Origin of the sequence: Vibrio sp. ECSMB14106, assembly GCF_000972265.1 — a bacterium.
Classification (GTDB): domain Bacteria; phylum Pseudomonadota; class Gammaproteobacteria; order Enterobacterales; family Vibrionaceae; genus Vibrio; species Vibrio kanaloae.
Genome location: NZ_LAUM01000001.1, coordinates 61,761 through 88,622 on the forward strand (window position 1 = coordinate 61,761; position 26,862 = coordinate 88,622).

The following is a 26,862-nucleotide window of genomic DNA, read 5'->3' on the forward strand; positions in this document are numbered from 1 at the left end:
ATGACTTACGCTTGCTGCTTGTCTAATTGTGCCGTTTCCTCAGTTTCAAGTGCTGGCGCTGTTGGTTCACACTTATCAACGAACCAGCCCATGTAAGACGTCACGATCGTTACGATGATACAGATAAAGCTTAGCCACATGAACGGTGCGTAAGACAGCGTCGCAACGCCAAGAATACTCGCCATGTAAATGCCGTTATCACTCCACGGAACCATACCTGACGTTAGAGTGCCACCAAACTCAGCGTTGCGAGAAAGGTTCTTACGTTTGTAGCCTAAACGGTCGTAGTTTTTCGCACAGATTTTTGGCGTAAGGATAAGTGATACATACATCGCTGAACCAAATACGTTACCCATGAAAGCCGTACCAATGGTGCTAGTTGCTAGTGAGCCTGCGCTGTTTACACGGCGCTCGAACACTTTAGCAATCGTCTCTAGCACGCCTACTTTATCCAATAAGCCACCGAAACCTAAACCAAACACGATAACCGCAACCGAACCAAGCATTGAAGACATGCCGCCACGGTTAAGAATTGAATCAATGAACTCAACACCAGATGAGATAGAGAATGGTGCCCATGCTGTGTTAAATGCAGTAAGGAAGTCGATCTCTTGGATCATGACTGCCCAGATAATACCTAGCAGAGAACCAAAACTGATCACAGGGAATGAAGGCATGCGGAAAGCTAATAGGCCAAGCACGATCACTACTGGAACGAATGAGTAAGGTGTGATGTAGAACTGAGCTTCCATTGCTTTAATCACAGAGTCTACTTGGCTCATGTCAACGTTGCCCGCATAGTGGAAACCAAATGCGGTAAACATAATGCCCGTAATTACGTAGCTTATTAACGCAACAGGCAGCATGCCCTTTATGTGTTCAACTACTTCAACACCAGACATTGAAGAAGCAAGGATCACTGAATCAGACAGAGGTGACATCTTATCGCCGAAGTAACAGCCCGAAAGTACAGCGCCTGCGGTGATTGGTGCTGGAACACCTAGGCCTTGGCCAATACCCATCATCGCAATGCCGGCTGTACCCGCTGCACCCCAAGAAGTGCCGGTAGCCAATGCTGTTAGAGAGCAGATGATCATGGTCGCTAAAAGGAAGATAGAAGGGTGAATAGCTTTCAGACCATAATAGATGATAGTAGGTACGATCCCGCCCGAGATCCAGGTACCAACAAGAGCGCCCACAGCTAAAAGTATTAAAACTGCGCCTAAACCGTTGGATATACCTTTGAGCGCTGCTTTTTCTAAGTCTTTGTATTGGTGGCCAAGACGAATACCAAGAACCATGATAATGAACCAACCAATATACAAGGCAAGTTGAATAGGAAGGTCAAGCTTAGCTGTAAAGGAAAAAGCAAGGGATAGGAATAATCCTAACGCGATGAATACCTGCAATAGGTTCGGTAGGCGAGTTTTACTCTGCTTCATAAAAGCCTCTTGTGATTTCGAGCATTTATAGTGCTTCGTTATAGTGTGTTTACGAAGTGGACACTACAGTAATTAGTTTATTATATCGAAAAAATACCTCCAAGTTGTGATATTTGACTGTTAAGTAAATCAAAGTTGGTTTCATAATCTAAAAAAGTGTTAAATTCATGATTATTATATGTTGGTTTTTGTTTTTATTTTGTGAAGCATTATGCTGCTTAACCTTTCTTAACTAGTGGTTATTGCTATTGTAGAGCGAGAGGGCCGTTTGAAAATTGAACGTTTTATCGAGGTAAACGTTTGAATTGAATGAATACTGAGTGTTTTGTCAATGATAAAGGAATGGAATGCTTAACTGAGATAACTGCATTATTCATCGTGTTCACTTAAAATAAACGAAAAAGTTACACTTTTTTACAAAAAGCACTTGAGTTCTGTTTCTGAAAAACTTATAGATGGGGGGTAATAATTTTTTAATTTATACATGGAGAGTGAGAGATGAGAGTAGGTCTAGTTGGTTGGCGTGGTATGGTTGGTTCTGTACTAATGCAACGTATGGTTGAAGAGAAAGACTTCGACCTAATTGAGCCTGTTTATTACAGCACATCTCAGATTGGTATCCCTGCTCCTGTTTTAGGTGGTAAAGATGCGGGTCTACTTCAAGATGCTTTTGACATTGATAGCCTAAAACAACTTGATGCAGTGATCACTTGTCAAGGTGGCGATTATACATCAAAGGTGTACCCAGCACTGCGCCAAGCAGGTTGGAAGGGTTACTGGATTGATGCTGCTTCTACCTTGCGAATGGACACTGATTCAATCATAGCTCTTGATCCTGTGAACTTGGCTCAAATACAGCAAGGTATTCATGACGGTACAAATACTTTCGTTGGTGGTAATTGCACTGTGAGCTTAATGCTTATGGCGCTAGGCGGCCTATATGAGAAAGGCATGGTCGAGTGGATGAGTGCTATGACTTATCAAGCGGCATCAGGTGCTGGCGCTAAGAATATGCGTGAGCTTATCTCGCAAATGGGCGTGATCAACGACAGTGTAAGCTCTGAGTTGGCTAATCCTTCAAGTTCGATTCTTGATATTGATAAGAAGGTTGCCGATACGATTCGTTCATCTTCATTCCCAACAGATCAATTTGGTGCTCCTCTTGCGGGCTCACTGATTCCTTGGATCGATGTAAAACGTGAGAACGGCCAAAGTAAAGAAGAGTGGAAAGCGGGTGCAGAAGCGAACAAAATCCTTGGCCTAGATGGTCAGCCAATTCCTATCGATGGTACGTGTGTCCGAATCGGTGCAATGCGTTGTCACGCTCAAGCATTGACGATCAAGCTTAAGCAAGACGTTCCAATGGACGAAATCGAAGAGATCATCGCAACGCACAATGATTGGGTTAAAGTGATACCTAATGATCGTGATATCACAGCGCAAGAGCTGACGCCTGCTAAAGTAACAGGGACAATGTCGGTACCTGTTGGCCGTCTGCGTAAAATGTCTATGGGGAACGATTTCTTGAACGCGTTCACTGTGGGTGACCAATTACTTTGGGGTGCAGCAGAACCACTACGTCGTACTTTACGTATTATCTTAGCTGAGAAAGCATAACGGACTGATTTACTGAAAGTAGTGAGTGAAGAAGCGCCTTAGGGCGCTTTTTTTGTTTTTAATGACAAGGATTTGTGTTCACTCTTGTTCTTTAACAACGACTCGCTTATCTGGATCTGCTAACCCACTAGCACAATGTTTGCAGTACATGGCATCAGAATCATGACCAGCGCGGTTGCAGTTTGGGCATTTGACCAACTCTTTATGCGAGTTCATTTCATTACTGAGTTCTGCGGTAATAATCCCGGTCGGCACGGCTAAGATTGAGTAACCCAAGAGCATAGTCAGAGATGCGATAGCTTTACCTAATGCGGTTTGCGGCACCATGTCGCCGTAACCTACGGTTGTGATGGTCACGATGGCCCAATATATGCTCTGAGGTATGCTGGTGAAGCCATTTTCTGGCCCTTCAATAATAAAAATCAAAGCGCCGAAGATCGTAACAAGAATACCGACGGTGCTGAAGAATATGAATATTTTCCTTCTTGCCATCAACAGTGAACGCAGAAGGATATTAGAGTCCTGTAAGTAGCGAATCAATTTAAGAATTCTAAATATACGCATGACACGCAATAGCCTAATAACGCCCATGAACGATGCGCCGGGGAAAAAGATAGCAATGTAAGTTGGAAGAATCGCTAATAGGTCAACCACACCGAAGAAGCTAGTGGCGTAAGATTTTGGGTTAGGTGAGCAGTAGAGCCTTAACAGATATTCCAGTGTGAATAGTGCCGTGAAGCTGTACTCGATGTAGCGTAAATGTTGTGACCATTCGGTCGCCATACTAGGAATTGACTCTAAAATCAGGACGATAAGTGAGGCCACAATCGCGATGATAAGTGAGATATCAAACGCACGTCCAGCACGTGTGTGGGTACCAAAGATAATGACGTATAAATGATGCTTTATAGGCTGGCGTGACATAAGGTGAAGTTCATCTTTTGTTAAAATTGTTAATAACCATTATACAAGCTTCATAATAACGAGGCGAGTGAAAGTCCAATCGCTTTACCCGCCTCATTGATATTACATAGCTGATTGCCACTAATTAGATGATCCAAGCTAAACGTTACGCTAACCCTGGGAATAGGTTACGTAGGCCATTGGCGATGAACTCGATGCCCAATGCGCCAAGAACCAGGCCCATGATACGAGTGATAACGTTGATACCCGTTTGACCTAAAAAGCGAACGATAACCGGCGCTGAACGGAACAAAAGCCAAGAGCATGTTGCGAATGCGATGATGCTAATGCCGATGCCGACCGTATCAATAGCAGCAGGGTAGCGAGACCCGTAAACAATCGTCGAACTGATTGCTCCCGGGCCAGCCATTAGAGGCATTGCCAGTGGAACAACACCGATTTGCTCTTTGCTGATGTATTCCGATTTCTCTTGTTTGTTCTGCTTATCTTCACCGAGTTTACCGCTCATCATCGAAAATGCGATGCTTAGTAATAGCAGGCCACCTGCAACGCGGAATGAATCTAGTGAGATGCTAAACATATCTAGAAGTAATTGTCCCGCAATCAGCGATACAATCAAGATAACGGCAACAGCAATATTGGCTTGCAAGGCTGTTTTGTTCCTCTCTTCTGGCGGCATATGGGCAGTAAGAGAAACAAAAACAGGCATGATGCCGATTGGGTTTACGGCAGCAACAAGCCCAAGGAAGAATTGCATAAAGATTGCGAGTTCTAAGCCTTGCATGAGAGCGATCTCCAGTTAGCGTACTTAATGTGGAAGGTTTGATCTGTGAATATTCTGAGCGCGTAATGTAAGGGACAATTTCAATTTGTACGAATGAAAAAAACTAACTTGAAATAGGTGATTGTTTTTAGAAAAACTAATTGAATCTCACTTTTGTATTAGTCTTGTTTCAAGTTAGTCGTTAGTGTTTCATTTTGTAACTTCTTGTTGGGTAACTGTTAGCTGTCGCACGAAATTAATAAAAGTTATGTCAGAAGCTAGCCCGTGCAATGGTATGGATATACTCTCAGTAGCACGAATATAGCTGTATACATGTAATTTAAAGGACTAAAAATGAAATTTTTTTACAGTTTATGGCGTTATGTGAAAAAAACTTGTCTGTTTGATTGTTTTTTGTACGCGCGATAAGTGTGATTTTAATCTATATAAATCATGCTCTTAAGTTGAAATTTGTGATTGTCTTACTACTTTCTGGTTAATTATTTTTGGGTAACTGATCTGGGTCAATTTTTTTCACACAATGAAATAATATACTCAGTCCTGAAAGCAATTTACTAAGAACGTTGTCGATTAAAGTTAAAGACAAGCAGCGAATTTAATAAAAAGTTTTTAATATTTATTATTTTAGGAGATCCACCATGCCTGTAACTAACTTAGCGGAACTTGATGCTCTAGTAGCTCGCGTTAAAGCAGCACAAGAAGAGTTTGCAACATTCTCTCAAGAGAAAGTAGACGCAATCTTCCGCGCAGCTTCTCTTGCTGCTAACCACGCTCGTATTCCACTTGCTCAACAAGCAGTTGCTGAATCTGGAATGGGTATTGTTGAAGATAAGGTTATCAAAAACCACTTTGCATCTGAATTTATCTACAACAAATACAAAGACGAAAAAACATGTGGCATCTTAGAAGAAGATGACAACCTAGGCACAATGACTATCGCTGAGCCTGTAGGTATCATCTGTGGTATCGTTCCAACAACGAACCCAACTTCTACAGCAATCTTCAAATCTCTAATTTCTCTTAAGACACGTAACGGCATTATCTTCTCGCCACACCCACGTGCAAAGAACTCAACTAACGACGCAGCGAAACTAGTTCTAGACGCAGCTGTTGCAGCTGGTGCTCCGAGAGACATCATCGGTTGGATCGACCAACCATCTGTAGAGCTTTCTAACGCGCTGATGAAGCACGACGGTATTGCACTTATCCTTGCTACTGGTGGTCCAGGCATGGTTAAAGCAGCATACTCTTCTGGTAAGCCTGCTATCGGTGTTGGTGCTGGTAACGTTCCTGTCGTTATCGATGAAACAGCTGACATCAAACGTGCTGTAGCATCTATCCTTATGTCTAAAACATTCGATAACGGCGTTGTATGTGCTTCTGAGCAAGCTGCAATCGTAGTTGGTGAAGTATACGACGAAGTGAAAGAGCGTTTCGCTTCTCACAAAGCTCACGTTCTATCTAAAGCTGACGCTGATAAAGTACGTAAAGTGCTTCTTATCGACGGCAACCTAAACGCTAAAATCGTAGGTCAACCTGCTCCAGCAATCGCTGAAATGGCGGGTGTTAAAGTTCCTGCTGATACAAAAGTACTTGTAGGTGAAGGTCTTGGTAAAGTTTCTTACGATGACGAATTCGCTCACGAGAAACTATCTCCAACTTTAGGTCTATTCCGCGCAGACGACTTCGAAGACGCAGTTGCTCAAGCGGTAACTATGGTTGAAATCGGTGGTATCGGTCACACATCTGGTCTTTACACTAACCAAGATACTAACGCAGACCGCATCCGTTACTTCGGTGACAAGATGAAGACTGCTCGTATCCTAATCAACATCCCGACTACTCACGGTGGTATCGGTGACCTGTACAACTTCAACGTTGCACCTTCTCTAACTCTAGGTTGTGGTTCATGGGGTGGTAACTCTATCTCTGAGAACGTAGGTCCTAAGCACCTTATCAACAAGAAAACTGTAGCGAAGCGAGCTGAAAACATGTTGTGGCACAAACTACCTAAGTCTATCTACTTCCGTCGTGGTAGCCTTCCAATCGCAATGAGCGACCTAGAAGGTAAGAAACGCGCATTCCTAGTAACTGACCGTTTCCTATTCAACAACGGTTACGCAGATGACGTAGTTAGCCTGCTGAAAGCACAAGGCATCGAAGTTCAAACTTTCTTCGACGTAGAAGCGGATCCAACACTATCTGTTGTTGAGAAAGGCGCTGAAGCAATGAAGAGCTTCCAACCTGACGTAATCCTTGCTCTAGGTGGCGGTTCTCCAATGGATGCTGCTAAGATCATGTGGGTTATGTACGAGCACCCAGAAACTCACTTCGAAGAACTAGCAATGCGCTTTATGGATATCCGTAAACGTATCTACAAGTTCCCTAAAATGGGTCAAAAAGCTGAGCTTGTATGTATCACTACAACTTCAGGTACGGGTTCAGAGGTTACTCCATTCGCTGTTGTTACAGACGACAAGACTGGTGCTAAATACCCACTAGCTGATTACGAAATCACGCCAAACATGGCTATCGTTGATGCGAACCTAGTTATGAACATGCCTAAGTCTCTAACAGCGTTCGGTGGTTACGATGCAGTAACTCACGCTCTTGAAGCTTACGTATCTGTTCTAGCGAACGAGTACTCAGACGGTCAAGCTCTTCAAGCACTTAAGATGCTTAAAGAATACCTACCATCAAGCTACAAAAATGGTGCGGCTGACCCAATCGCTCGTGAGAAAGTACACAACGCAGCAACTATCGCTGGTGTAGCATTTGCGAACGCATTCCTAGGTGTGTGTCACTCAATGGCTCACAAAATTGGTGCTGAGTTCCACCTACCACACGGTCTTGCTAACGCACTACTTATCTCAAACGTTGTACGTTACAACGCGAACGATAACCCAACTAAGCAGACTGCATTCTCTCAGTACGACCGTCCACAAGCACGTCGTCGTTACGCTGAAGTTGCTGACCACCTAGGCCTAAGCCAAGCTGGTGACCGTACTGCTCAGAAGATTGAACGTCTATTGACTTGGTTAGAAGAGCTTAAAGTTGACCTAGACATCCCACTATCTATCCAAGCTGCGGGTGTTAACGAGTCTGACTTCATCGCTAAACTAGACGAGCTAGCTGTTGAAGCGTTCGATGACCAGTGTACAGGTGCTAACCCACGTTACCCTCTAATTACTGAGCTAAAAGAAGTTCTAACAACTTCTTACTTCGGCCAACCATACGTTGAAGGCGAAACTTTCGAAGGTACTACAGTTATCCTTAAGAAAGCAGACCAAAAGCCAGCTGAAGCGAAAGCGCCAAAAGCTAAAAAAGAAAAAGCTAACGCATAATAAGTAAGCATTAGTTTTGAGATAAGTTTTCGCTAGCACGATACTTATCTATCGGGAAAAGATGAAAGCCCCAGTCGAGAGACTGGGGCATTTTTTATGTTTGGTTCGTTTGTAAACGGATTGAAAGGCAGTAGCTCTGTTACTCAATATGGGCTGAGTCAGTCATGTTCAATTGGAATAGGGAGTTAAACTTCTGCCGCGACAACTCGCCCACTGAAGTAGTCATTAGAGATTATGTATTCAGCAGTTCTGGTTAGCTCGTCTTGCAGCTGTGCCCAGTGACAACGGTTAAACTTACCGTCGGCATTGTGAATAGCGGGAACGACACCACCTACACGGATATTAAACGGGGTTAATTCTTTAGCCCAGCTGTGGGTAAAGCCCGTAATCATCGAGTTTGCACTCTCCAAGCCTGATACGTCATGAAAGTCGTCGTGAGATATCACATTAACGATCACCCCCTCCTTATTTGCTTCGCGTAACCTCTCTGCACTAATCTGCCCAAATGCAAAAAGGGTCGACGCTTTCGAAGACAAATCCTCGATAAAGCTGCTGACTGGTTGGTCACCAATCAGACTAGGCATTGGGGAACTGATCCAGTTATTTACTAATACATCAGGTGTGGTGTTGAAAGTGCGTTGGACAAAATCAAAGACATCTAATATGGCTTGATTATGGTTATCTTCGAGTTTGTAACGGTAGACGGAGTCTGAGGCGCGAGAGCATTGGAGATAGGTTTTTTCAAGTGCTGTAGGATCCTTATCACAAAGGATAACAGTGGCTCCGAGGTTAACAAAGTGGTTCGCAATCGTCCCTCCTAAACGCGATCCTGCTGATGTCACCAATATGATTGAGCTTTTTATTTCCATCTCAGTACCTAAATAAATCGTCCATGTGGGATAAGGATGGGTTAAATTTCATACAATGGGTGTGAATTGGTTCAAACTAAGGTGTGCCAATTAATAAGTTTTTATGAACTTAGTGGCAAGTCACATTTTCCAGTAACTTCAAGAAGTAATCGACAACTCGAGTTTTTAATTCATCCAAGGCTGGTGGTTCATATCACTCATATCAATCATTCTTTAACGTGAATGGAAGAGAGTACAGATGAATATAGAGCTAGAGCAAGAAAAGGAGAGTGAAGCTATACTTGAGCTTGAATTTGATACTGACGTTGGGCTGTAGATAACGCGTTATAGAGCGTGGCATGAGACAGATCAGGGACATGCTTGTTCGCCAGTTTACGTCGGTCATGACCAGAAAGGTTTTGGTAAACCTCTTCGGGTAAGTCGGCCGTATCTTCAGGCATAAAAGCGAGCGCTTCAGGTTTCAAGTAATGGCTGAGTTTTGCGCTGGCAAGGCTAGCTTGATGAAAATAATTAGATTGCTGAGCTGAAATCTCATACGAAGATTGGTTCGAACGCAGCTGCTGCGGTTCTGCAACGCCGAAGTGTTTACGCAGGCGATCTTCAGTTGTCTCTGTGACTTCAATGGTGTCAATCGGCGTGCAATCACGAACGTCATTAGAAAACATAGATAACAGCAACGCGAAATCTGCACGGCGACCTTGCTCAACCGCTTGGCTGATCCCGATGCCGAACTTCAGTTCGTTGATGATCCCTGCTTTGTCTAAAGTGTGTATTTGCATGACGCCTCTCATTTGATACTCCTTTAACGGCATGGAGTCGGCAAACTTTAGTCTTTAATTACAAGCGAATAGAGAATTTATGCAGGGCGGGGAAGAGTGCTAGGAGTTGGTCGAGAAGTAAGCTCTCTTGGCTAAGTGGCTAAGTGGCTAAGTGGCTAAGTGGCTAAGTGGCTAACTGGTTAATAGGTTAATAGGCTAAGAAAGGTCTAGATTTTGTGGAATACGATAGATACAAAAAAGCTCACGCCGAGGCATGAGCTTTCAATAGATAACGCGCTATAAATAGCGTAGCGTAAGTAATAATTACTTAGCTAGGTTCTCTTCTACGAAAGACCAGTTTACTAGGTTCCAGAATGCAGCCATGTAGTCAGGGCGAACATTGCGGAAATCGATGTAGTAAGCGTGTTCCCATAGGTCAACAGTTAGAAGTGGAGTAACACCTTCTTCTGTTAGAGGAGTTGCAGCGTTAGAAGTGTTAACGATGTCTAGAGAACCGTCAGCTTTCTTAACTAACCAAGTCCAAGAAGAACCGAAGTTATTGATTGCTGAATCAGTGAATTTTGCTTTGAATTCTTCGAAAGAACCGAATGCAGCGTTAATAGCTTCTGCAACAGCGCCAGTTGGTTCGCCGCCTGCTTTAGGAGCAAGACAGTGCCAGTAGAACGTGTGGTTCCAGATTTGAGCTGCGTTATTGAAAACACCACCAGTAGAAGTCTTAATGATCTCTTCTAGTGTTTTACCTTCAAATTCAGTACCAGGGATAAGGCCGTTTAGCTTAACAACGTAAGTGTTGTGGTGCTTACCGTGGTGGAAATCTAGCGTTTCTGCTGAAATGTGTGGTTCTAGTGCGTCTTTCGCGTAAGGAAGAGCCGGTAGTTCAAATGCCATTGATCAATTCTCCATTGATATGAAAGAGTTAACTCTTTCGATTGCTTCCAGTGATATTATTATTCATGGTTCGCTATACGGCTAACCATGGTCAATTTTCTGACTTGGAGTATAGTTTAGCAAGTTTTTACTTTATTAAAAGCCCAATTCATCACTTTTATTTGAATTGCTAGCTCAGTTTGTTAGCCTTTTTTTTTATATGGTTTTTATTCTTTTGGTTTGGGGTAGAATAAAGGCAATAAAAGCCGTAATCCATCAACGAGGAAGCAATGGAAACTATCGATAAAATCAAACAGCAACTTGAAGAAAACACGATTCTACTTTACATGAAAGGTTCACCTAAGCTACCAAGCTGTGGTTTTTCTTCTCAAGCATCTCAAGCTCTAATGGCGTGTGGTGAAAAGTTTGCTTACGTAGATATCCTACAAAACCCTGATATCCGTGCAGAGCTTCCGGTTTACGCACAGTGGCCAACTTTCCCACAACTTTGGGTTGAAGGTGAGCTAATCGGTGGTTGTGACATCATTCTTGAGATGTTCCAAAAAGGTGAACTTCAGCCAATCATCAAAGAAGCGGCGGCTAAAGTTGCTGGCGATGACGCTGAGTAAGTTCTAGCCTTTGCGCTGAATAGTTAAAATGAGGGGCCTTAATCAGGCTCCTTTTTTATTGGAATTGATCGAATCATTGACTCGATAAGGAATGAACAATGAACGTAAAACTTCATTATGTGCATGATCCAATGTGCAGCTGGTGCTGGGGTTACAAGCCAACACTTGAGTTATTGAAACAACAATTGCCTGCGAGCATTGAGTTTAACTATGTAGTGGGTGGTTTAGCCCCGGATTCTGATGAGCCAATGTCAGAAGAGATGAAAGGCAAGCTGCAAGCAATCTGGAAGCAGATCGAAGCTAAGCTAGGTACCGAGTTTAACCACGAGTTTTGGACTGAGTGCAAGCCTGTTCGCAGCACTTACCCTGCGTGCCGTGCTGTGATTGCCGCAGGTTTTCAAGATCACTACGAAGCGATGCTGGAAGGGGTTCAACACGCTTACTACCTTCGTGCGATGTTGCCACACTGCCAAGGAACGCATCTGCAGTTGGCTGAAGAATTAGGCATGAATGTACAACAGTTTGAAAATGATCTTTCTAGCAAGTTATTGGAAAGTGAGTTGGCTGACCAATTAGGTTTTAAAGAAGCGATGGGAGTATTCTCTTACCCGACTTTAATGCTTGAAGTGAACGGCATCTTTAGTGAAGTTGAATTGGATTACCATTCAACGGACGCAACGCTTAGATCTATTCGCGAAATTCTAGTGAGCAATGCTCCCGCTGCATAATTCAGCGAGAGTTGTCTGTGTTGACGCAATGATCTCTAAGGCTTACTCATAAGAGTAAGCCTTTTTTGTTTGGCGTCGCTAGTTCATTGAGAGTGAGCGGAAGGGAGAGTGGAATGAACCCCAGATACAAAAAAGACCGCACAGGGCGGTCTTTATAAAAGTGAGCGTAGGATTCTTTAACTACAGAACCTAATTACAGAACCATAGCTGCAATCCAACCGAATACGATCAGTGGGATGTTGTAGTGCAGGAATGTTGGAACTACGGTTTCCCAAACATGCTCATGTTGACCATCAGCATTTAGACCAGACGTTGGACCTAGTGTTGAGTCAGAAGCCGGAGAGCCCGCATCACCAAGTGCTGCTGCTGTACCTACTAGAGCGATTGTTGCCATTGGCGAGAAACCAAATGCTGCCGCTAGTGGAACGTAGATAGTCGCAAGGATTGGAATCGTTGAGAACGAAGAACCAATGCCCATAGTAACCAATAGACCAACAATTAGCATAAGTAGTGCAGCTAGAGGTTTGTTGTCGCCGATGCTTGTTGAAAGTGCTTCAACCAGAGATTCAACGCCACCCGTTTGCTTCATAACTGCCGCAAAACCGGCCGCTGCAATCATGATGAAACCGATCATTGCCATCATGTGAACGCCCTTGGTGAAGACATCTTGCGTCTCTTTCCAAGCGATTACGCCACCGAAGGTAAATACCATGAAACCAGCAAGTGCACCGATGATCATAGACCCCGTCGACAGTTGAACCGTTAGTGCTGCAACGATACCTGCCGCCGCTACTAGGATGTGCTTCTTGTTGATCTCTTTCACTTCTGTTGAAACAACAGTGTGAGAGGTTTCTTTGTATTGGCGAGGCTTACGGTAAGTAAAGAATACTGCAGTAAGAAGGCCGAAGATCATGCCTGCTGCTGGTAACAACATTGCCATAGGTACTTGGCTTGCTACAACGTTTTCAAGACCGTTGTCGTGAAGGTTTTTAAGCAGGATGTTGTTTAGGAAGATGCCACCAAAGCCAATCGGTAACACCATGTAAGGTGTAATCAGACCAAAAGTAAGCACACACGCAACTAAACGACGGTCTAGGTTCATTTTTGCGAATACGCCTAGTAGAGGTGGGATTAAGATTGGGATGAAGGCGATATGTACAGGAATCACGTTTTGCGAAGACATGGTCACTAAGATCAACGACGCAAGGATGCCGTATTTAAGGCCAGTCGATGCCGCACTGTTCTCTTTGCCGTGAATGCGTTTGATAACACTTTGAGCAAGGAGATCTGTGATACCAGAACGTGAGATAGCAACAGCGAATGTACCAAGCATAGCGTAGCTAAGTGCGATAGTTGCACCGCCACCTAATCCACTTTCGAAAGCTGCGACTGCGTCGTTCAAGCCCATACCAGAGGCAACGCCACCGATAATTGCGCTGAACGTAAGAGCAACGACAACGTTTACGCGCATCAAAGCTAAAACAAGCATGATGCAAACTGAAATTACAACAGGATTCATATTATTCTCGGGATGTTGTGTTTTTTATGAAGGTAATACGAACAAACGTTTACCGACTCTATTTGTTATTCTTCGTCAACAAGCGGCCAACCACCAAGGGCTTTCCATTTATTTACTATGCCGCAAAATAACTCTGTGGTTTTTTGCGTATCATATAAAGCAGAGTGTGCTTCTTTGTTGTCAAATTCCATCCCTGCAGTGCGGCAAGCTTTAGCCAAAACGGTTTGACCGTAGGCAAGACCACTAAGAGCTGCAGTGTCAAAAGTTGCAAATGGATGGAACGGGACGCGTTTAAGCTTACAGCGCTCACTTGCCGCATTCACGAAGTTCAAATCAAATGTAGCGTTGTGAGCAACCATGATTGCGCGACTGCAATCTGAAGCTTTTTGTTCTTTTCGCACTAGCTTGTAGATTTCTTTAAGGGCTTCTTGTTCCGACACAGCACCACGTAATGGGCTAAATGGGTCTTTAATTCCGTTAAAGTCTAATGCTGCCTGCTCTATATTTGCGCCTTCAAAAGGCTCAATGTGAAAATGAAGCGTTGATGCAGGGTGCAGGTCTCCGTTCTCATCCATTTTTAATGTAATGGCACAGATTTCTAATAATGCATCGGTTTCTGCGTTAAACCCTGCGGTTTCCACGTCAATGACCACTGGAAAATAGCCGCGAAAGCGTTTTTTTAGGGTCAGAGCCTCGTTTTCTACAGTCATGTTAGCCCAAATAAGTGTGATTAAGCCTGCATTATTGCAGATAATAGCAGTGATAAAAACTAGGGAAGGGCAATAAATCATAAATTAGCCACCCCATTTCGGCTTGATAATTGCATATTTAAACACGAGAGAAAAATGCGGCAATTGGCTGCATTGTTAAACGAATTGCTTAAGAGATACTCCACTTTATGAAGAAACAACTCATAACAGGTTCAATGCTATTTTCGCTACTTGTGTCGTCATCGGTCATGGCACAAGAAAAGCGTTACGGAGCATCTCCTCAACAGTCAACGTGGGAGATGGTGGCCAACACACCACTAGAATGTCGCTTGGTTCACCCAATTCCAAACTTTGGTGATGCTGAGTTCTCATCTCGCGCGAGTAAAAAAATCATTTTGGACTTTGAGCTTAAAATGCGCCGCCCAATGGGTGCGACGCGCAATGTAAGCTTGATCTCTATGCCGCCACCTTGGCGTCCGGGCGAAAGTGCTGATCGCATGACAACCATTAAGTTCTTCCAACAATTTGATGGGTACGTTGGCGGTCAAACGGCGTGGGGTATCTTGAGTGAACTGGAGAAAGGGCGCTACCCGACATTCAGTTACCAAGAGTGGCAGAGCCGAGATCAGCGTATCGAAGTGTCGTTGTCGTCGGTGTTATTCCAAGAAAAGTACAATGTATTTAGTGACTGTATTGCAAACTTATTGCCTTACAGCTTTGAAGATATCTCTTTTACTATTCTGCATTACGATCGCAATAGCGATCAGTTGAATAAGTCGTCACGTAAAAGGCTAAGCCAGATCGCAGATTATGTTCGTTACAACCAAGATATCGACCTTGTGCTAGTCGCGACGTACACGGACTCTGCAGACAGTAAAAGTATTAGCCAGAACCTCTCTGAGAGAAGAGCTGAGTCGTTAAGAGAGTACTTCAAGTCACTTGGTTTACCTGGAGACCGTATTCAAGTTCAAGGTTATGGTAAACGTCGTCCGATTGCCGATAACAGCTCACCAATTGGCAAAGATAAAAACCGACGCGTTGTTATCTCTTTAGGTCGTACACAGGTTTAAGCTGAACGACCCTAAATGTAAAGAGGCGAGCTTTTTTCTACTTAAATGGGGCTGTAATGTAAGTGCCTTAGCCACGAAAAAACTATTTGAGTTTAATCAAAAGCAAACTTAATTTAGGCGAAAACGGGCGATAATTTCACAGTTGGTTGCGGTATCGATTTTTTCAACCATAGAGGCAATTTTAGGGTTAGGATGGCGTTTCATGAAATCGATAAGCGCTTTTTTACAGCAGCCAATAGAGTCAATGAAGCTTGAACATTGCGTATTAGGGCATTGAGGGATAAGTGTCAGCACTTTTTCTGAAGCCAGTTGGAGATATTTGAGTTCATAATCTGTCTCGCCAGCCCATCGCCAAAACTGGGCGAGATTATGGCAAGAGATGACGGAAATAAGTAAGCGTTCATCGGCTTGAATATCGGTACGCTCAGTGATTTTTTCGCTTAAGTTCAATGCCTGCTTATAGTGAAGAATACTTCGTACAGGATCGTCGAGTTGTAATGCCGTGTCGGCAAGTAACGTGTGTTTTTCCCATTCGCTAATCATTGTATGACCTCACTGGTTTAGAGAGGTTTAATTTAAATGATAATCATTATCATGTAAAGCGTTTAGATAGGATTGTTACAATAAATGATTGAGCAAAAATATGAGCGATCGCAATAAACAAAAAGCGAGCATAGCGCTCGCTTTCTACTATTGGTCAATCCACGTTTGAGGATTACTTTTCAAAGTCATCCTTGGTCTTTTAGATTTAAATTAACCTTCTAACCCCGCACTTGCTTGCTTGTTCTGAATAAGCTCAATCATGTAGCCATCTGGGTCTTTTACAAAGGCAATGTGTGTTGTTCCTCCCTTAACTGGCCCCGCTTCTCTAGTCACATCACCACCCGCGGCTTTAATCGCATCACACGTTGTGTAGATATCGTCTACACCAATCGCAACGTGACCAAAAGCAGAGCCAAGGTCGTATTCAGACGTTCCCCAGTTGTATGTAAGCTCAATTACAGCACCTTGAGATTCGTCACCAAAGCCAACGAAAGCCAGTGTGTATTCATACTCTTTGTTTTCGTTCTTACGTAATAGCTGCATGCCCATTACATTGGTGTAGAACTCGATAGACTTATCTAGATCACCAACGCGTAGCATGGTGTGTAAAATACGGCCGTTTGACATGATTTGCTCCTAGCTTTAACTGTGTATACGTTTTGTAATTCTGTTGTTGTACCGCAAGAAGAGTGCGGTGTTGTTTAGCTTATTAGCTTTTTGATTAGACCTTATTAGCCCTAGACGTCTGTTTTTTCTTTAAACTCGCACAGATCTTCAATGATACAGCTGCCACAACGTGGTTTACGCGCGACACAAGTGTAGCGTCCATGAAGAATGAGCCAATGGTGGACATCCAGTTTGAATTCTTTTGGAATGACTTTGAGCAGCTTAGCTTCAACATCGTCGACTGTTTTGCCCATCGCTAACTTAGTGCGGTTTGATACGCGATAGATGTGAGTATCCACGGCAATGGTTGGCCAACCGAAAGCGGTGTTCAATACTACGTTGGCAGTTTTACGACCAACGCCAGGAAGGGCTTCTAATGCCGCACGATCTTCCGGTACTTCACCATTGTGTAGGTCAAGCAGCATTCGACACGTTTTAATGGTGTTTTCTGCTTTTGAATTAAATAGGCCGATTGTCTTGATGTACTCTTTTAAGCCATCGACACCTAGGTCGAAAATCGCCTGTGGAGTATTAGCCACTGGGTAAAGCTTATCCGTTGCTTTGTTCACGCTGACATCGGTTGCCTGTGCAGACAAAAGTACGGCAATCAGCAACTCGAAAGGGCTGTTCCAGTTAAGCTCAGTCTCTGGCTTTGGGTTGTTTTCTCTTAAACGCTCAAGTATTTCTACTCGTTTTACATTGTTCATAGCGACATTACTTTCAAATAGTTAGGGCTTGAGTTTCGGTATTCAATTAATTCCGAATACTCAGGCTTTATCATCGGTTACGCGCTCTTATGAGCGTCATTATTATGTGTGTACTTGGTCAATCTATATATCTGCTGAGCGGTTGAGCTTCTCAGCAGGGTTTTAAGCTACTGTAACTTATCAGGCATTGGTAACGCGAGCGCGTTCAATAGTTGGTTTTTCTTGTTTTGGCTGTCTAGATTTTACTTGGTTGTCGATGATGTTTTTCAAAGCAATCAAGAAACCAACACCAATAAAGGCACCTGGTGGAAGCAGAGCTAATAAGAAACTGTTATCAAATTGGAATATCTGGATGCGTAACATTGAAGCCCAGTCACCAAGAAGTAGGTCGGCGCCATCAAACAGAGTCCCATTACCTATCACCTCACGCATCGCACCTAACACAATCAGTACCGATGTCATGCCAAGACCCATCCAAAAACCATCTTGAGCAGCAGGCAACACCGCATTTTTTGAAGCGAATGCTTCCGCTCTGCCAATGATGATGCAGTTGGTTACGATCAGTGGTATGAAGATACCCAAAGATAGATAAAGTCCGTACGCGTAGGCATTCATCAGAAGTTGAACACAGGTTACTAGTGAAGCAATGATCATCACGAATACTGGGATGCGAACTTCTTTTGGTACATGGTTACGAACCAAAGAGACGCAAACGTTCGAACCGACCAGAACAAGTAACGTGGCAATGCCTAATCCAAGCGCGTTAGTCACGGTTGAGGAAACCGCGAGTAGAGGGCATAACCCAAGAAGTTGCACTAGGGCAGGGTTATTGGCCCACATGCCATTTTTAATTAGTGTTTTATGTTCATTCATCATTCACCACCACAATTTAGAGGTTGAGCAAGCAATGCTTGGCGATTTTTGTTAACGTATTCAACCGTTTGTTTCACTGACTTTACGACGGCTCTCGGCGTAATAGTTGCGCCGGTAAACTGATCGAAATCACCGCCATCTTTGCGAACCTTCCATCGATCAAGATTCGACTCAGTTACTTGTTTGCCTGCAAAAGAGAGAATCCAATCACTCACTCGTAGATCAATCTTATCACCCAACCCCGGAGTTTCTTGATGGGAAAGAACGCGAGTACCTAAAATAGTGCCGTCTATTTTCATTCCAACAATCACCTTGATTGCACCGTTGTAGCCGTCTGGTGCAATGGCTTCGATCGCGATTGCACTCGGTTCTTCGTTGAGTCTAGCAATGTAAGCTGGCATGGCTTGTTTGGTTCCAAGCGCCTCGGCTTCAACTAAGGTACAAGCTGAAAAAAGCTCATTGTCATGTAACTCGTGTGGGATTACTTGGTTAAGTACCGATAGCAATTGAGCTTGTTCTTGCAGTGTTATCTGCTCTTTGGTTAGCTCGTGAGTCACCGCTACCAAACCGGTGGAAGCACACGCAAAAATAGCGAGTACAAGACCGTTTTTCTTAATTGCATTTAGCATGGTATCCGCTCCTTAGTGGCCGTATGTACGAGGTTTGGTGTAGTAGTCAATCAATGGAACACACATGTTGGCTAACAATACAGCAAACGCCACGCCGTCAGGGAAGCCACCCCAACTGCGGATGATAAAGACTAAGCCGCCGATCAGAGCACCAAACACTAAACGGCCTTTGACTGTCGTTGATGCTGAAACAGGGTCGGTCGCAATGAAAAATGCGCCGAGCATAGTCGCACCAGACAATAGATGAATGGTCGGTGATGCGGTCTCGCCAGGAGTGAACATCAAGAACACTAGGCTAAATACAGTCAAACTGCCTAGAAATGCCACTGGGATATGCCACTGAATCACGCGTTGTTTAATGAGCACAAGGCCGCCGACTAGATAAGCAAGGTTCACCCATTCCCAGCCTACACCAGCTAACCAGCTGAATTGAGGTTGAGACAGTGCTTCTGAAGCTGTATTGCCCGCCGTTAATGCGGTTTTGAATGCATCGAGTGGTGTCGCCATCGTTGTGCCATCAATACCAAGGCGAGCTTGTTGTAGAGACAACCCTTCATTATTGAAGCCAGTAAAGATCATCAAGAATGAGTCAACAAAGCTCGTTGCTTCAGCCGTTAAGCTGGTCGGTGCATTCCAACTGGTCATCTGGACTGGGAATGAGATCAGCAAAACAACGTAAGCGACCATCGCCGGGTTAAATGGGTTTTGTCCAAGGCCGCCGTAAAGGTGTTTCGCGATAATAATAGCGAAGAACATACCTATTACTAGAATCCACCACGGTGAGTGTGGAGGAATAGCAACACTGAGTAGCCATGCTGTCACAACAGCACTGTAATCACGCAGTGCCATCACTGGCGGACGTTTTCTCAATAGCATTACGGCTGCTTCAAAGCTAACAGCAAGTGCGATAGCAAATACTAACTGGATGAGTGTACCCCATCCAAAGAAGTAGGTTTGAGCTAGTAGACCTGGCAATGCACAAATAGCCACCCATTTCATGAGATCTGGGGTGCTTCTACGATTGTGCGCGTGCGGTGAGCTGGCGATAAAGAAGGCCACTACTCTTTCTCCTCATTGTTCTTTTTATCTTGCTCTTGCTGCGCTTTTCTTGCTTTAGCACGAGCAATTGCGGCAGCAACGGCTGCTTTCTTAGGGTCGACGGATTCTGAGTGAGCTTCCGTTTCAATTTCATCTGCAGGTTCAGGAGCGGTTTCTTGTGCTTCGACCTGTTTAGCTTGCTGTGCTTTCTTCGCCTTAGCGCGAGCTATTGCAGCGGCAACGGCAGCTTTTTTGGGATCGATTGGTTCTTGTTGAGTTTCAGCTTCAACTTTAGTTACTGGTTCGGGCGTTTCAGTTGTCTCTTCCTGCTTGGCTTGTTGTGCTTTCTTAGCTTTAGCACGTGCGATAGCGGCAGCAACGGCAGCTTTTTTGGGATGGACTGACTCCTGTTGAGTTTCAGCTTCAACTTCAATTACTGGTTCAGGAGTTTCTGCTGTCTCTGCCTGTTTCGCTTGCTGAGCTTTTTTCGCTTTAGCGCGAGCAATGGCCGCAGCGACAGCATCTTTCTTAGCGTCGCCGGTACTTTCAGCTGGAGCTTCACTTTCGGTTTTAGCAGCTGATTCTGCTTGTTGTGCCTTCTTCGCTTTAGCACGAGCAATGGCCGCAGCGACAGCATCTTTCTTGGCATCGCCAGTTCTTTCAGCCGGAGCTTCACTTTCGGTTTGAGTAGCTGATTCCGCTTGTTGAGCTTTCTTGGCTTTAGCACGAGCGATAGCTGCAGCAACGGCATCTTTCTTGGCATCGCCAGTACTTTCAGTTGGAGCGTCAGATGTTGATTCCGCCTGCTGAGCCTTCTTCGCTTTAGCACGAGCAATGGCTGCAGCAACAGCATCTTTCTTGGCATCGCCAGTACTTTCAGCCGGAGCGTCAGAAGCTGATTCCGCTTGTTGAGCTTTCTTCGCTTTAGCACGAGCAATGGCCGCAGCGACAGCATCTTTCTTGCCATCACCAGAGCTTTCTGCAGGAGTATCAGCGGCTGCTTGTTGTGCCTTGCGCTCTCGAGCTTGTCGTTTACGTTCTTCACGCAGTTTCGACATTTCAGAGTTGTCTGGTTCAGCGCCATCCGCTTTCTGAGCTGCCGCTTGTTTCGCTTTTGCCTTCGCAATAGCAGCAGCTACCGCAGGTTTCACGGCTGGTTCTGCATTAGGAGCTTGGTCTGCCGCGGCTTTTTGCGCTTTAACGCGAGCAATCGCAGCTGCAATCGCATCATCACCATCCGCAGACTTCATATCTTTACGACGGTTGTCAGCAGCTTTCTTGAAGCGGTTTTCACGCTCTGCTTTGTCGCGCTCCATACGAGCGTTTTTCTCTTCGAAACGAATCTTGGCGCGCTCTGCAGCTGTTGCTTCGTCTTTTCTTGTTTTGATTTCAGCTTTCGCTTGGCGATAGTATTGAACAAGAGGGATTTCACTTGGGCAGACAAACGCACAAGCACCACATTCAATACAGTCTTTAATATTCAGCTCTTCACACTTATCCAACTCGTTGGCTTTGGCATGCCATTGCAGTTGTTGAGGAAGTAGAGACGCAGGGCAAGCTTCAGCACACGCGCTGCAACGAATACATTCCATCTCGTAAGTGCTTGGTGAGATCTCACGACGCGTTGGCGCTAAAATACAGTTCGACGTTTTAGTGATTGGCACATTGGCATGCGGCAAGGTAAAGCCCATCATCGGGCCGCCCAAAATCAAACGTGGCAGTTTTTTATCCGCTTTGTAGCCAAATTCCTCTAGTAACTCGTGTACTGGTGTACCGAGCAGCGCCCAAACGTTACGAGGTTGCTTAAAGGTTTTACCGGTTAAAGTCACCACGCGGTTAATCACTGGTTCACCGTCGATTACTGCTCTTTTAATCGAGTAGAGAGAGCCGACGTTTTGAACCAATACACCAATGTCCGCAGGAATACCGCCAGCAGGCACCTCTTTGTTAGTGAGGATCTTGATGAGTTGTTTCTCACCACCGGAAGGGTATTTGGTTGGGATAACACGAATGACGATGTCTTTGTTTTTCGCTGCTATTTCAAGTGCTTTTATTGCATCAGGTTTATTGTCTTCAATACCGATAACGGTCAGCTTTGGTTGAAGGATATGTTCAACCACTTCAATGCCTTTTAATACTTCTTCGGCATGTTCTTGAAGTAACTTGTCATCAGAGGTGATGTAAGGTTCACATTCAGCAGCGTTGACGATCAAAATGTCGGTACGACCAAGGCCTGACTGAAGCTTTTTCGCGGTAGGGAAGCCTGCGCCGCCCATGCCTGAAATACCAGCTTGGCGAATCACATCTAGCAGTTCGTCTGAGTTCTTAGAAGAAAAATCTTCAACCGGATGTTTTTCTATCCAAGTGTCTAAACCGTCCGGTTTAATAACGACACTCAGCTCGTTCAAACCTGAAGGGTGGGCAGTGGTTCTTGGTTCGATAACGGTAATCACACCCGATGTTGGTGCGTGTACCGGCAACGTAAAACCCGTGTCCAAGGCTGTCAGTTGTTGGCCTTTTAGCACGGTGTCACCAGCAGTAACCAATAAGTTACCTGGCTTGCCGATGTGTTGTTTTACAGGAAGAACGATTTCTTCAGGAAGCCTTGCATGAACGATGTCAGTGGTATTGGATTGTTTCTTGTTTTCAGCAGGGTGCACGCCGCCTGGGAAATTCCAAATAGAGCCCGTGCGAATTTGTTCAATTAAAGAGATCATACTAACCCTACGCCTTAGGCTCTGACGCAGTCGCATCAGTCGCTTGGTTAGTGATATCAGTAACAGGAATGATGTTCATCTGCCATTTCCAATTATCAGTCGTCGTTGCCACTGGAATCATTTCAATACAGTCAGTAGGGCACGGTGCGACACATAAGTCACAACCTGTACATTCATCTTTAATTACTGTGTGTAGAGCCTTGGTGCCACCAACAATGGCGTCAACCGGACAGGCTTGAATACACTTGGTACAGCCGATACACATATCTTCATGAATGAAAGCAACGGTTTTTACTTTGTTATCTAAGTCATGAGCGGAGTCTTCAACTTCTACGCCCATTAAGTCTGCTAGCTTCTCAATGGTTGCTTGTCCGCCAGGAGGACATTTGTTGATCTTGTCTCCGTTAGCGATCGCCTCTGCGTATGGACGACAACCAGGGTAGCCACACTGACCACATTGAGTTTGCGGCAATATGGTATCGATTTGATCGACGATAGGATCGGCTTCGACTTTAAAACGGATAGAAGCAAAGCCCAAAATAGCGCCAAAAACAGCGGCTAAAACGGCTAGCGCAATGATCGCAATTAAAATGGTACTCATGCTTATTTCACCAACCCAGTAAAGCCCATAAATGCCAGGGACATTAGGCCTGCTGTGATCATCGCAATCGATGCGCCTTTGAATGGCATTGGAACATCAGCAACCGTAATACGTTCACGCATCGCAGCGAATAGGATAAGAACAAGGGAGAACCCCACCGCAGCGCCGAAACCATAGATGATCGACTGAATGAAGTTGTGGTTTTCATTGATGTTCAAAAGCGCCACACCTAACACCGCGCAGTTGGTGGTGATAAGAGGCAGGAAGATACCCAATAGGCGATAAAGAGTCGGGCTGGTTTTGTGAACAACCATTTCCGTAAATTGAACGACCACCGCGATAACCAAGATGAAACTCATGGTACGCAGGTATTCAATACCCAGAGGGGTAAGGATGTAGGTTTCTACTAGGTATGCAGATACCGACGCTAACGTCAGAACGAAAGTCGTCGCGAGGCCCATGCCAATCGCAGTCTCCAGCTTCTTGGAGACTCCCATAAATGGACATAGCCCTAAAAACTTCACTAGCACAAAGTTATTGACCAGCACTGTGCCAACCAGCAACAAAAGGTATTCGGTCATAATGGATTAATTCTTGAGATTCCGATCCCGATATTATCCTGCTTTGCTCACCTAATAACAACCAAGGATCACTAGGGATTTAGACACTTGGTGAAAAAAACATCAGGTAATCGTTTGATTGTTAAAAGTCACACTAAGTATAGACGGCCAATTTTTACTTGCTGAGACACGTTTATAGCAGTGGCTAAATTGGATCTTTAATGAATGGAGACAGATCTTAGCACTAGCTACAAGGCAACAATCGTTGGTTCTTTGGGTGCAGGTTTATCCCAAGGAGTCGTAAAAGGGGACAGTATAAGAAAAAGAATAAAAGGCATCAAAACGCAAAAAGCCGTATCGAGTGATACGGCTTCTTTAAATTTGGCTCCCCTTGCAAGACTTGAACTTGCGACATACGGATTAACAGTCCGCCGTTCTACCAACTGAACTAAAGGGGAATTACTTGTGAACGGCGAGAATTCTAATAACAGTCCGTTTTTCTGTCAACAAAAAATAGCAGAAAAAAGTAAGATAAAAAACTTTACTTTCTTGAACGCCTTATTGGATTTAGCTTGGATGTAGTTATCCACCAAAATTGTGGATAAGTATGTGTGTTAAACTTTGATAACAATAATTAAAATAAATCTAAAAATGTAATAAATACAGCTAATCGCATGTATTTAAGGGGATTATTTAAATATTTCTCTATTGTATAACTTTTTTGGATTACAGCGATAACAGTAAAATAAGCGGTATTTTTAGATTTTTTGGGGAAAAGTAGTGGATTAAAAATAGAGTAACTTAGCTGAAGAGATCTTGCAGGGGACGGATAATATCAAGTTCTAAACATAAAAGCCATAACAGATATCAAACCTTAAGATGCATTTCTCTAGATAATTGTTGCAACAACACTCCTCCTAGAGTGACAATGACCTGATTAAAAAAACAGTATGGAAATGGCGACCTATGAGTAAACTCTTTGACTTGGTATCGGACTACAGCCCGTCTGGTGACCAGCCGACGGCGATAACCAAATTACTAGATGGACTAGATTCAGGTTTGGCACATCAAACTCTATTAGGGGTAACGGGCTCTGGTAAAACCTTTACCCTTGCCAACGTCATTTCCCAATCTCAAAGACCTGCGATCCTGTTAGCGCCTAACAAGACATTGGCGGCTCAACTTTATGGTGAAATGAAATCTTTTTTCCCCAATAATGCCGTAGAGTATTTTGTTTCTTACTACGATTACTACCAACCAGAAGCCTATGTGCCGACCACAGACACATTCATCGAGAAAGATGCGTCTGTGAATGCCCATATCGAGCAAATGAGGCTTTCGGCAACCAAGGCCTTGCTAGAACGGAAAGATGCTATCATCGTCGCGTCTGTATCGGCTATCTACGGTTTGGGTGATCCTAAGTCTTACTTGAAGATGATGCTTCACTTGAGCCGCGGTGAGGTTATGGACCAACGTGACATCTTACGCCGCTTAGCTGAACTTCAATATTCGAGAAATGATGTCGCATTTGAACGAGGCCAGTTCCGTGTTCGTGGTGAGGTCATTGATATCTTCCCTGCTGAATCTGACCAAGATGCAGTGCGAATCGAAATGTTCGATGATGAAGTCGACTGTATAAGCATCTTTGATCCCCTGACTGGTGCAATTAAACAAAGAGATTTACCGCGCTTTACCGTTTACCCCAAAACTCACTATGTAACGCCTAGGGAGAAAATCCTTGAGGCGATTGAGAACATTAAAGATGAACTTCGAGACCGAACTCAATATTTAAAAGACAACAATAAGCTTCTGGAAGAACAACGTATCTCTCAAAGAACGCAGTTTGATATCGAGATGATGACTGAGCTTGGCTTCTGTTCGGGTATCGAAAACTATTCACGATACTTGAGTGGTCGTGCGGAAGGGGAAGCGCCTCCGACATTATTTGATTACTTGCCTGATGATGGTCTGTTGATTATCGATGAGTCACACGTGACTGTACCGCAAATTGGCGCCATGTATAAAGGTGATCGCTCTCGTAAAGAGACTCTGGTTGAATTTGGTTTCCGCCTGCCTTCTGCATTGGATAACCGCCCAATGAAATTTGACGAGTTTGAATCGATAGCTCCGCAGACTATTTTTGTATCAGCAACGCCAGGCAATTACGAGATTGAAAAGTCAAGTGGTGAAATTGCTGATCAAGTCGTTCGTCCGACAGGTCTTTTAGACCCAGTTATTGAAGTAAGGCCTGTGTCGACTCAAGTTGATGACCTGTTGTCTGAAATCAGAATACGCTCAGTGAAAGAAGAGCGTGTTTTGGTCACAACATTGACTAAGAGAATGGCGGAAGACTTAACCGAATACCTAAGTGAGCACGGCGTTAAAGTGCGTTACTTGCACTCAGATATCGATACCGTTGAGCGTGTAGAGATCATCCGAGACCTACGTTTGGGCGAGTTCGACGTGTTAGTGGGTATTAACTTACTTCGTGAAGGTTTGGATATGCCTGAAGTATCGCTGGTGGCGATTCTTGATGCTGACAAAGAGGGCTTCTTGCGATCTGAACGTTCTCTTATTCAAACGATTGGTCGTGCGGCACGTAACTTGGAGGGCCGAGCGATCTTGTATGGAGACTCAATTACTAAGTCGATGAGAAAAGCGATTGATGAAACCGACCGTCGCAGGGAGAAACAACAGGCTTACAATGAAGAGCAAGGCATCACTCCGCAAGCACTGAAACGTAATATCAAAGATATTATGGAGTTGGGTGATCTCACTAAGTCTAAACAGCAGCGACAATCTAAGCAGGTTCCACTATCGAAAGTCGCCGAGCCTTCTGAAAATTACACCGTGCTTACCCCGCAGCAGCTTGATAAAGAGATCAGTAAGCTAGAAGCGGCGATGTATCAACATGCTCAGAACTTGGAATTTGAATTAGCGGCACAAAAGCGTGATGAGATAGAGCAGTTGAGAAAGCAGTTCATTACCAACAGCTAATCTCACTTCTTATTCAAGAAGTTCATATCGGACAAGTTTAAAGTGGAGAGTGTTCCAGACAAAAAACAGCCAGTAGTAAATGTTCTACTGGCTTACGTTTGTGAACAATGAGTCCACTAACAACGTCAGTTGGCTAGGTGACCCGAAGGGTCAATACAGCCTTTGCATCGTTCGTGCCATGTAGCTAATACATTGATTATTTGAAGCAGGTAAAGAAATATAATACAAATACTATGGTTAATTTGCATA

23 protein-coding genes and 1 tRNA gene are annotated in these 26,862 nt (G+C 44.2%); 6 read left to right on the forward strand and 18 right to left on the reverse strand.

The genetic code is table 11. The annotated features are described in order from the left end of the window. Positions 1-5: 5 nt before the first annotated feature. Entirely contained in the window at positions 6-1,442 is a 1,437-nt protein-coding gene (gene nhaC, locus WR49_RS00270; RefSeq protein ID WP_046222683.1) for a Na+/H+ antiporter NhaC, read from the reverse strand. 498 nt (positions 1,443-1,940) lie between these two features. Between nhaC and asd the strand changes: the two genes are divergently transcribed. After that, a complete protein-coding gene (asd, locus tag WR49_RS00275; RefSeq protein WP_017056487.1) occupies positions 1,941-3,059 on the forward strand; it encodes an aspartate-semialdehyde dehydrogenase in 1,119 nt (372 codons plus the stop codon). 78 nt (positions 3,060-3,137) lie between these two features. Here asd and WR49_RS00280 read toward each other — a convergent pair whose 3' ends face one another. Beyond that, positions 3,138-3,983: an ion transporter gene (locus WR49_RS00280; protein WP_017056488.1), complete on the reverse strand. Its 846-nt coding sequence runs from the start codon at positions 3,981-3,983 to the stop codon at positions 3,138-3,140. A 145-nt stretch (positions 3,984-4,128) separates the two neighbouring features. Continuing rightward, entirely contained in the window at positions 4,129-4,767 is a 639-nt protein-coding gene (locus tag WR49_RS00285; protein ID WP_017056489.1) for a YchE family NAAT transporter, read from the reverse strand. Between the two features lie 638 nt (positions 4,768-5,405). Between WR49_RS00285 and adhE the strand changes: the two genes are divergently transcribed. After that, a complete protein-coding gene (adhE, locus tag WR49_RS00290; RefSeq protein ID WP_017056490.1) occupies positions 5,406-8,111 on the forward strand; it encodes a bifunctional acetaldehyde-CoA/alcohol dehydrogenase in 2,706 nt (901 codons plus the stop codon). A gap of 185 nt (positions 8,112-8,296) precedes the next feature. Here adhE and WR49_RS00295 read toward each other — a convergent pair whose 3' ends face one another. The 3 genes from WR49_RS00295 to sodB all read right to left on the reverse strand — a co-directional run bounded on the left by WR49_RS00295 (position 8,297) and on the right by sodB (position 10,647). Then, entirely contained in the window at positions 8,297-8,980 is a 684-nt protein-coding gene (locus WR49_RS00295) for an SDR family oxidoreductase (RefSeq protein ID WP_046222684.1), read from the reverse strand. A 275-nt stretch (positions 8,981-9,255) separates the two neighbouring features. Continuing rightward, entirely contained in the window at positions 9,256-9,759 is a 504-nt protein-coding gene (locus tag WR49_RS00300) for a VC2046/SO_2500 family protein (protein WP_269429453.1), read from the reverse strand. A 303-nt stretch (positions 9,760-10,062) separates the two neighbouring features. After that, positions 10,063-10,647, reverse strand: a complete 585-nt coding sequence (sodB, locus tag WR49_RS00305) for a superoxide dismutase [Fe] (RefSeq protein WP_010437112.1) — start codon at positions 10,645-10,647, stop codon at positions 10,063-10,065. A gap of 269 nt (positions 10,648-10,916) precedes the next feature. On the opposite strand from sodB, the gene WR49_RS00310 reads away from it, so the two are divergent. Further along, the gene (locus WR49_RS00310; RefSeq protein ID WP_017056493.1) at positions 10,917-11,255 is read left to right on the forward strand and encodes a Grx4 family monothiol glutaredoxin; all 339 of its coding nucleotides are present in this window, start codon (positions 10,917-10,919) and stop codon (positions 11,253-11,255) included. A gap of 98 nt (positions 11,256-11,353) precedes the next feature. After that, positions 11,354-11,983: a DsbA family protein gene (locus tag WR49_RS00315; protein WP_046222686.1), complete on the forward strand. Its 630-nt coding sequence runs from the start codon at positions 11,354-11,356 to the stop codon at positions 11,981-11,983. 193 nt (positions 11,984-12,176) lie between these two features. Here the strand turns inward: WR49_RS00315 and WR49_RS00320 are convergent, their stop codons facing one another. Further along, positions 12,177-13,502 (reverse strand): Na+/H+ antiporter family protein, encoded by a 1,326-nt coding sequence (locus WR49_RS00320; protein ID WP_029626989.1) that lies wholly within the window; start codon positions 13,500-13,502, stop codon positions 12,177-12,179. Positions 13,503-13,567: 65 nt separating this feature from the next. Next, positions 13,568-14,212, reverse strand: coding sequence for a ribonuclease T (rnt, locus tag WR49_RS00325; RefSeq protein WP_017061178.1), 645 nt, complete (start codon positions 14,210-14,212; stop codon positions 13,568-13,570). Positions 14,213-14,400: 188 nt separating this feature from the next. On the opposite strand from rnt, the gene motY reads away from it, so the two are divergent. Continuing rightward, entirely contained in the window at positions 14,401-15,282 is an 882-nt protein-coding gene (motY, locus tag WR49_RS00330) for a flagellar protein MotY (RefSeq protein WP_017056497.1), read from the forward strand. 108 nt (positions 15,283-15,390) lie between these two features. Here the strand turns inward: motY and WR49_RS00335 are convergent, their stop codons facing one another. From WR49_RS00335 to WR49_RS00380, 10 genes are all read right to left on the reverse strand, one after another. After that, entirely contained in the window at positions 15,391-15,825 is a 435-nt protein-coding gene (locus tag WR49_RS00335; protein WP_017056498.1) for a DUF2753 domain-containing protein, read from the reverse strand. A gap of 210 nt (positions 15,826-16,035) precedes the next feature. Then, positions 16,036-16,452 (reverse strand): lactoylglutathione lyase, encoded by a 417-nt coding sequence (gene gloA, locus WR49_RS00340; protein WP_017056499.1) that lies wholly within the window; start codon positions 16,450-16,452, stop codon positions 16,036-16,038. A gap of 110 nt (positions 16,453-16,562) precedes the next feature. Then, a complete protein-coding gene (nth, locus tag WR49_RS00345; RefSeq protein WP_010437137.1) occupies positions 16,563-17,198 on the reverse strand; it encodes an endonuclease III in 636 nt (211 codons plus the stop codon). A 180-nt stretch (positions 17,199-17,378) separates the two neighbouring features. Continuing rightward, positions 17,379-18,071 (reverse strand): electron transport complex subunit E, encoded by a 693-nt coding sequence (locus WR49_RS00350; RefSeq protein WP_029626991.1) that lies wholly within the window; start codon positions 18,069-18,071, stop codon positions 17,379-17,381. Then, positions 18,071-18,700, reverse strand: coding sequence for an electron transport complex subunit RsxG (gene rsxG, locus WR49_RS00355; RefSeq protein WP_017056501.1), 630 nt, complete (start codon positions 18,698-18,700; stop codon positions 18,071-18,073). Before rsxG ends, WR49_RS00350 begins: the two co-directional genes overlap by 1 nt. A 12-nt stretch (positions 18,701-18,712) precedes the next feature. Continuing rightward, positions 18,713-19,759: an electron transport complex subunit RsxD gene (rsxD, locus tag WR49_RS00360; protein ID WP_017056502.1), complete on the reverse strand. Its 1,047-nt coding sequence runs from the start codon at positions 19,757-19,759 to the stop codon at positions 18,713-18,715. After that, a complete protein-coding gene (gene rsxC / locus WR49_RS00365; RefSeq protein ID WP_046222687.1) occupies positions 19,759-22,455 on the reverse strand; it encodes an electron transport complex subunit RsxC in 2,697 nt (898 codons plus the stop codon). Before rsxC ends, rsxD begins: the two co-directional genes overlap by 1 nt. A gap of 7 nt (positions 22,456-22,462) precedes the next feature. Beyond that, on the reverse strand, positions 22,463-23,056 hold the full coding sequence (gene rsxB, locus WR49_RS00370; protein WP_046222688.1) for an electron transport complex subunit RsxB: 594 nt from the start codon (positions 23,054-23,056) through the stop codon (positions 22,463-22,465). A gap of 2 nt (positions 23,057-23,058) precedes the next feature. Then, entirely contained in the window at positions 23,059-23,637 is a 579-nt protein-coding gene (gene rsxA / locus WR49_RS00375) for an electron transport complex subunit RsxA (RefSeq protein WP_046222689.1), read from the reverse strand. 361 nt (positions 23,638-23,998) lie between these two features. Then, positions 23,999-24,074 (reverse strand) — tRNA-Asn (locus WR49_RS00380). 508 nt (positions 24,075-24,582) lie between these two features. On the opposite strand from WR49_RS00380, the gene uvrB reads away from it, so the two are divergent. Beyond that, on the forward strand, positions 24,583-26,613 hold the full coding sequence (uvrB, locus tag WR49_RS00385) for an excinuclease ABC subunit UvrB (RefSeq protein WP_046222690.1): 2,031 nt from the start codon (positions 24,583-24,585) through the stop codon (positions 26,611-26,613). Positions 26,614-26,862 lie beyond the last annotated feature (249 nt).

Bases quoted from the DNA above. Each gene is read 5' to 3' on its own strand.
- gloA (WP_017056499.1), bottom strand. From the start codon at position 16,452: ATGTCAAACGGCCGTATTTTACACACCATGCTACGCGTTGGTGATCTA.
- nth (WP_010437137.1), bottom strand. From the start codon at position 17,198: ATGAACAATGTAAAACGAGTAGAAATACTTGAGCGTTTAAGAGAAAAC.
- WR49_RS00280 (WP_017056488.1), bottom strand. From the start codon at position 3,983: ATGTCACGCCAGCCTATAAAGCATCATTTATACGTCATTATCTTTGGT.
- WR49_RS00300 (WP_269429453.1), bottom strand. From the start codon at position 9,759: ATGCAAATACACACTTTAGACAAAGCAGGGATCATCAACGAACTGAAG.
- WR49_RS00320 (WP_029626989.1), bottom strand. From the start codon at position 13,502: ATGAATCCTGTTGTAATTTCAGTTTGCATCATGCTTGTTTTAGCTTTG.
- WR49_RS00285 (WP_017056489.1), bottom strand. From the start codon at position 4,767: ATGCAAGGCTTAGAACTCGCAATCTTTATGCAATTCTTCCTTGGGCTT.
- rsxB (WP_046222688.1), bottom strand. From the start codon at position 23,056: ATGAGTACCATTTTAATTGCGATCATTGCGCTAGCCGTTTTAGCCGCT.
- adhE (WP_017056490.1), top strand. From the start codon at position 5,406: ATGCCTGTAACTAACTTAGCGGAACTTGATGCTCTAGTAGCTCGCGTT.
- asd (WP_017056487.1), top strand. From the start codon at position 1,941: ATGAGAGTAGGTCTAGTTGGTTGGCGTGGTATGGTTGGTTCTGTACTA.
- WR49_RS00295 (WP_046222684.1), bottom strand. From the start codon at position 8,980: ATGGAAATAAAAAGCTCAATCATATTGGTGACATCAGCAGGATCGCGT.
- WR49_RS00310 (WP_017056493.1), top strand. From the start codon at position 10,917: ATGGAAACTATCGATAAAATCAAACAGCAACTTGAAGAAAACACGATT.
- WR49_RS00335 (WP_017056498.1), bottom strand. From the start codon at position 15,825: ATGATTAGCGAATGGGAAAAACACACGTTACTTGCCGACACGGCATTA.
- rsxC (WP_046222687.1), bottom strand. From the start codon at position 22,455: ATGATCTCTTTAATTGAACAAATTCGCACGGGCTCTATTTGGAATTTC.
- WR49_RS00315 (WP_046222686.1), top strand. From the start codon at position 11,354: ATGAACGTAAAACTTCATTATGTGCATGATCCAATGTGCAGCTGGTGC.
- rsxA (WP_046222689.1), bottom strand. From the start codon at position 23,637: ATGACCGAATACCTTTTGTTGCTGGTTGGCACAGTGCTGGTCAATAAC.
- WR49_RS00350 (WP_029626991.1), bottom strand. From the start codon at position 18,071: ATGAATGAACATAAAACACTAATTAAAAATGGCATGTGGGCCAATAAC.
- rnt (WP_017061178.1), bottom strand. From the start codon at position 14,212: ATGACTGTAGAAAACGAGGCTCTGACCCTAAAAAAACGCTTTCGCGGC.
- uvrB (WP_046222690.1), top strand. From the start codon at position 24,583: ATGAGTAAACTCTTTGACTTGGTATCGGACTACAGCCCGTCTGGTGAC.
- motY (WP_017056497.1), top strand. From the start codon at position 14,401: ATGAAGAAACAACTCATAACAGGTTCAATGCTATTTTCGCTACTTGTG.
- rsxG (WP_017056501.1), bottom strand. From the start codon at position 18,700: ATGCTAAATGCAATTAAGAAAAACGGTCTTGTACTCGCTATTTTTGCG.
- nhaC (WP_046222683.1), bottom strand. From the start codon at position 1,442: ATGAAGCAGAGTAAAACTCGCCTACCGAACCTATTGCAGGTATTCATC.
- sodB (WP_010437112.1), bottom strand. From the start codon at position 10,647: ATGGCATTTGAACTACCGGCTCTTCCTTACGCGAAAGACGCACTAGAA.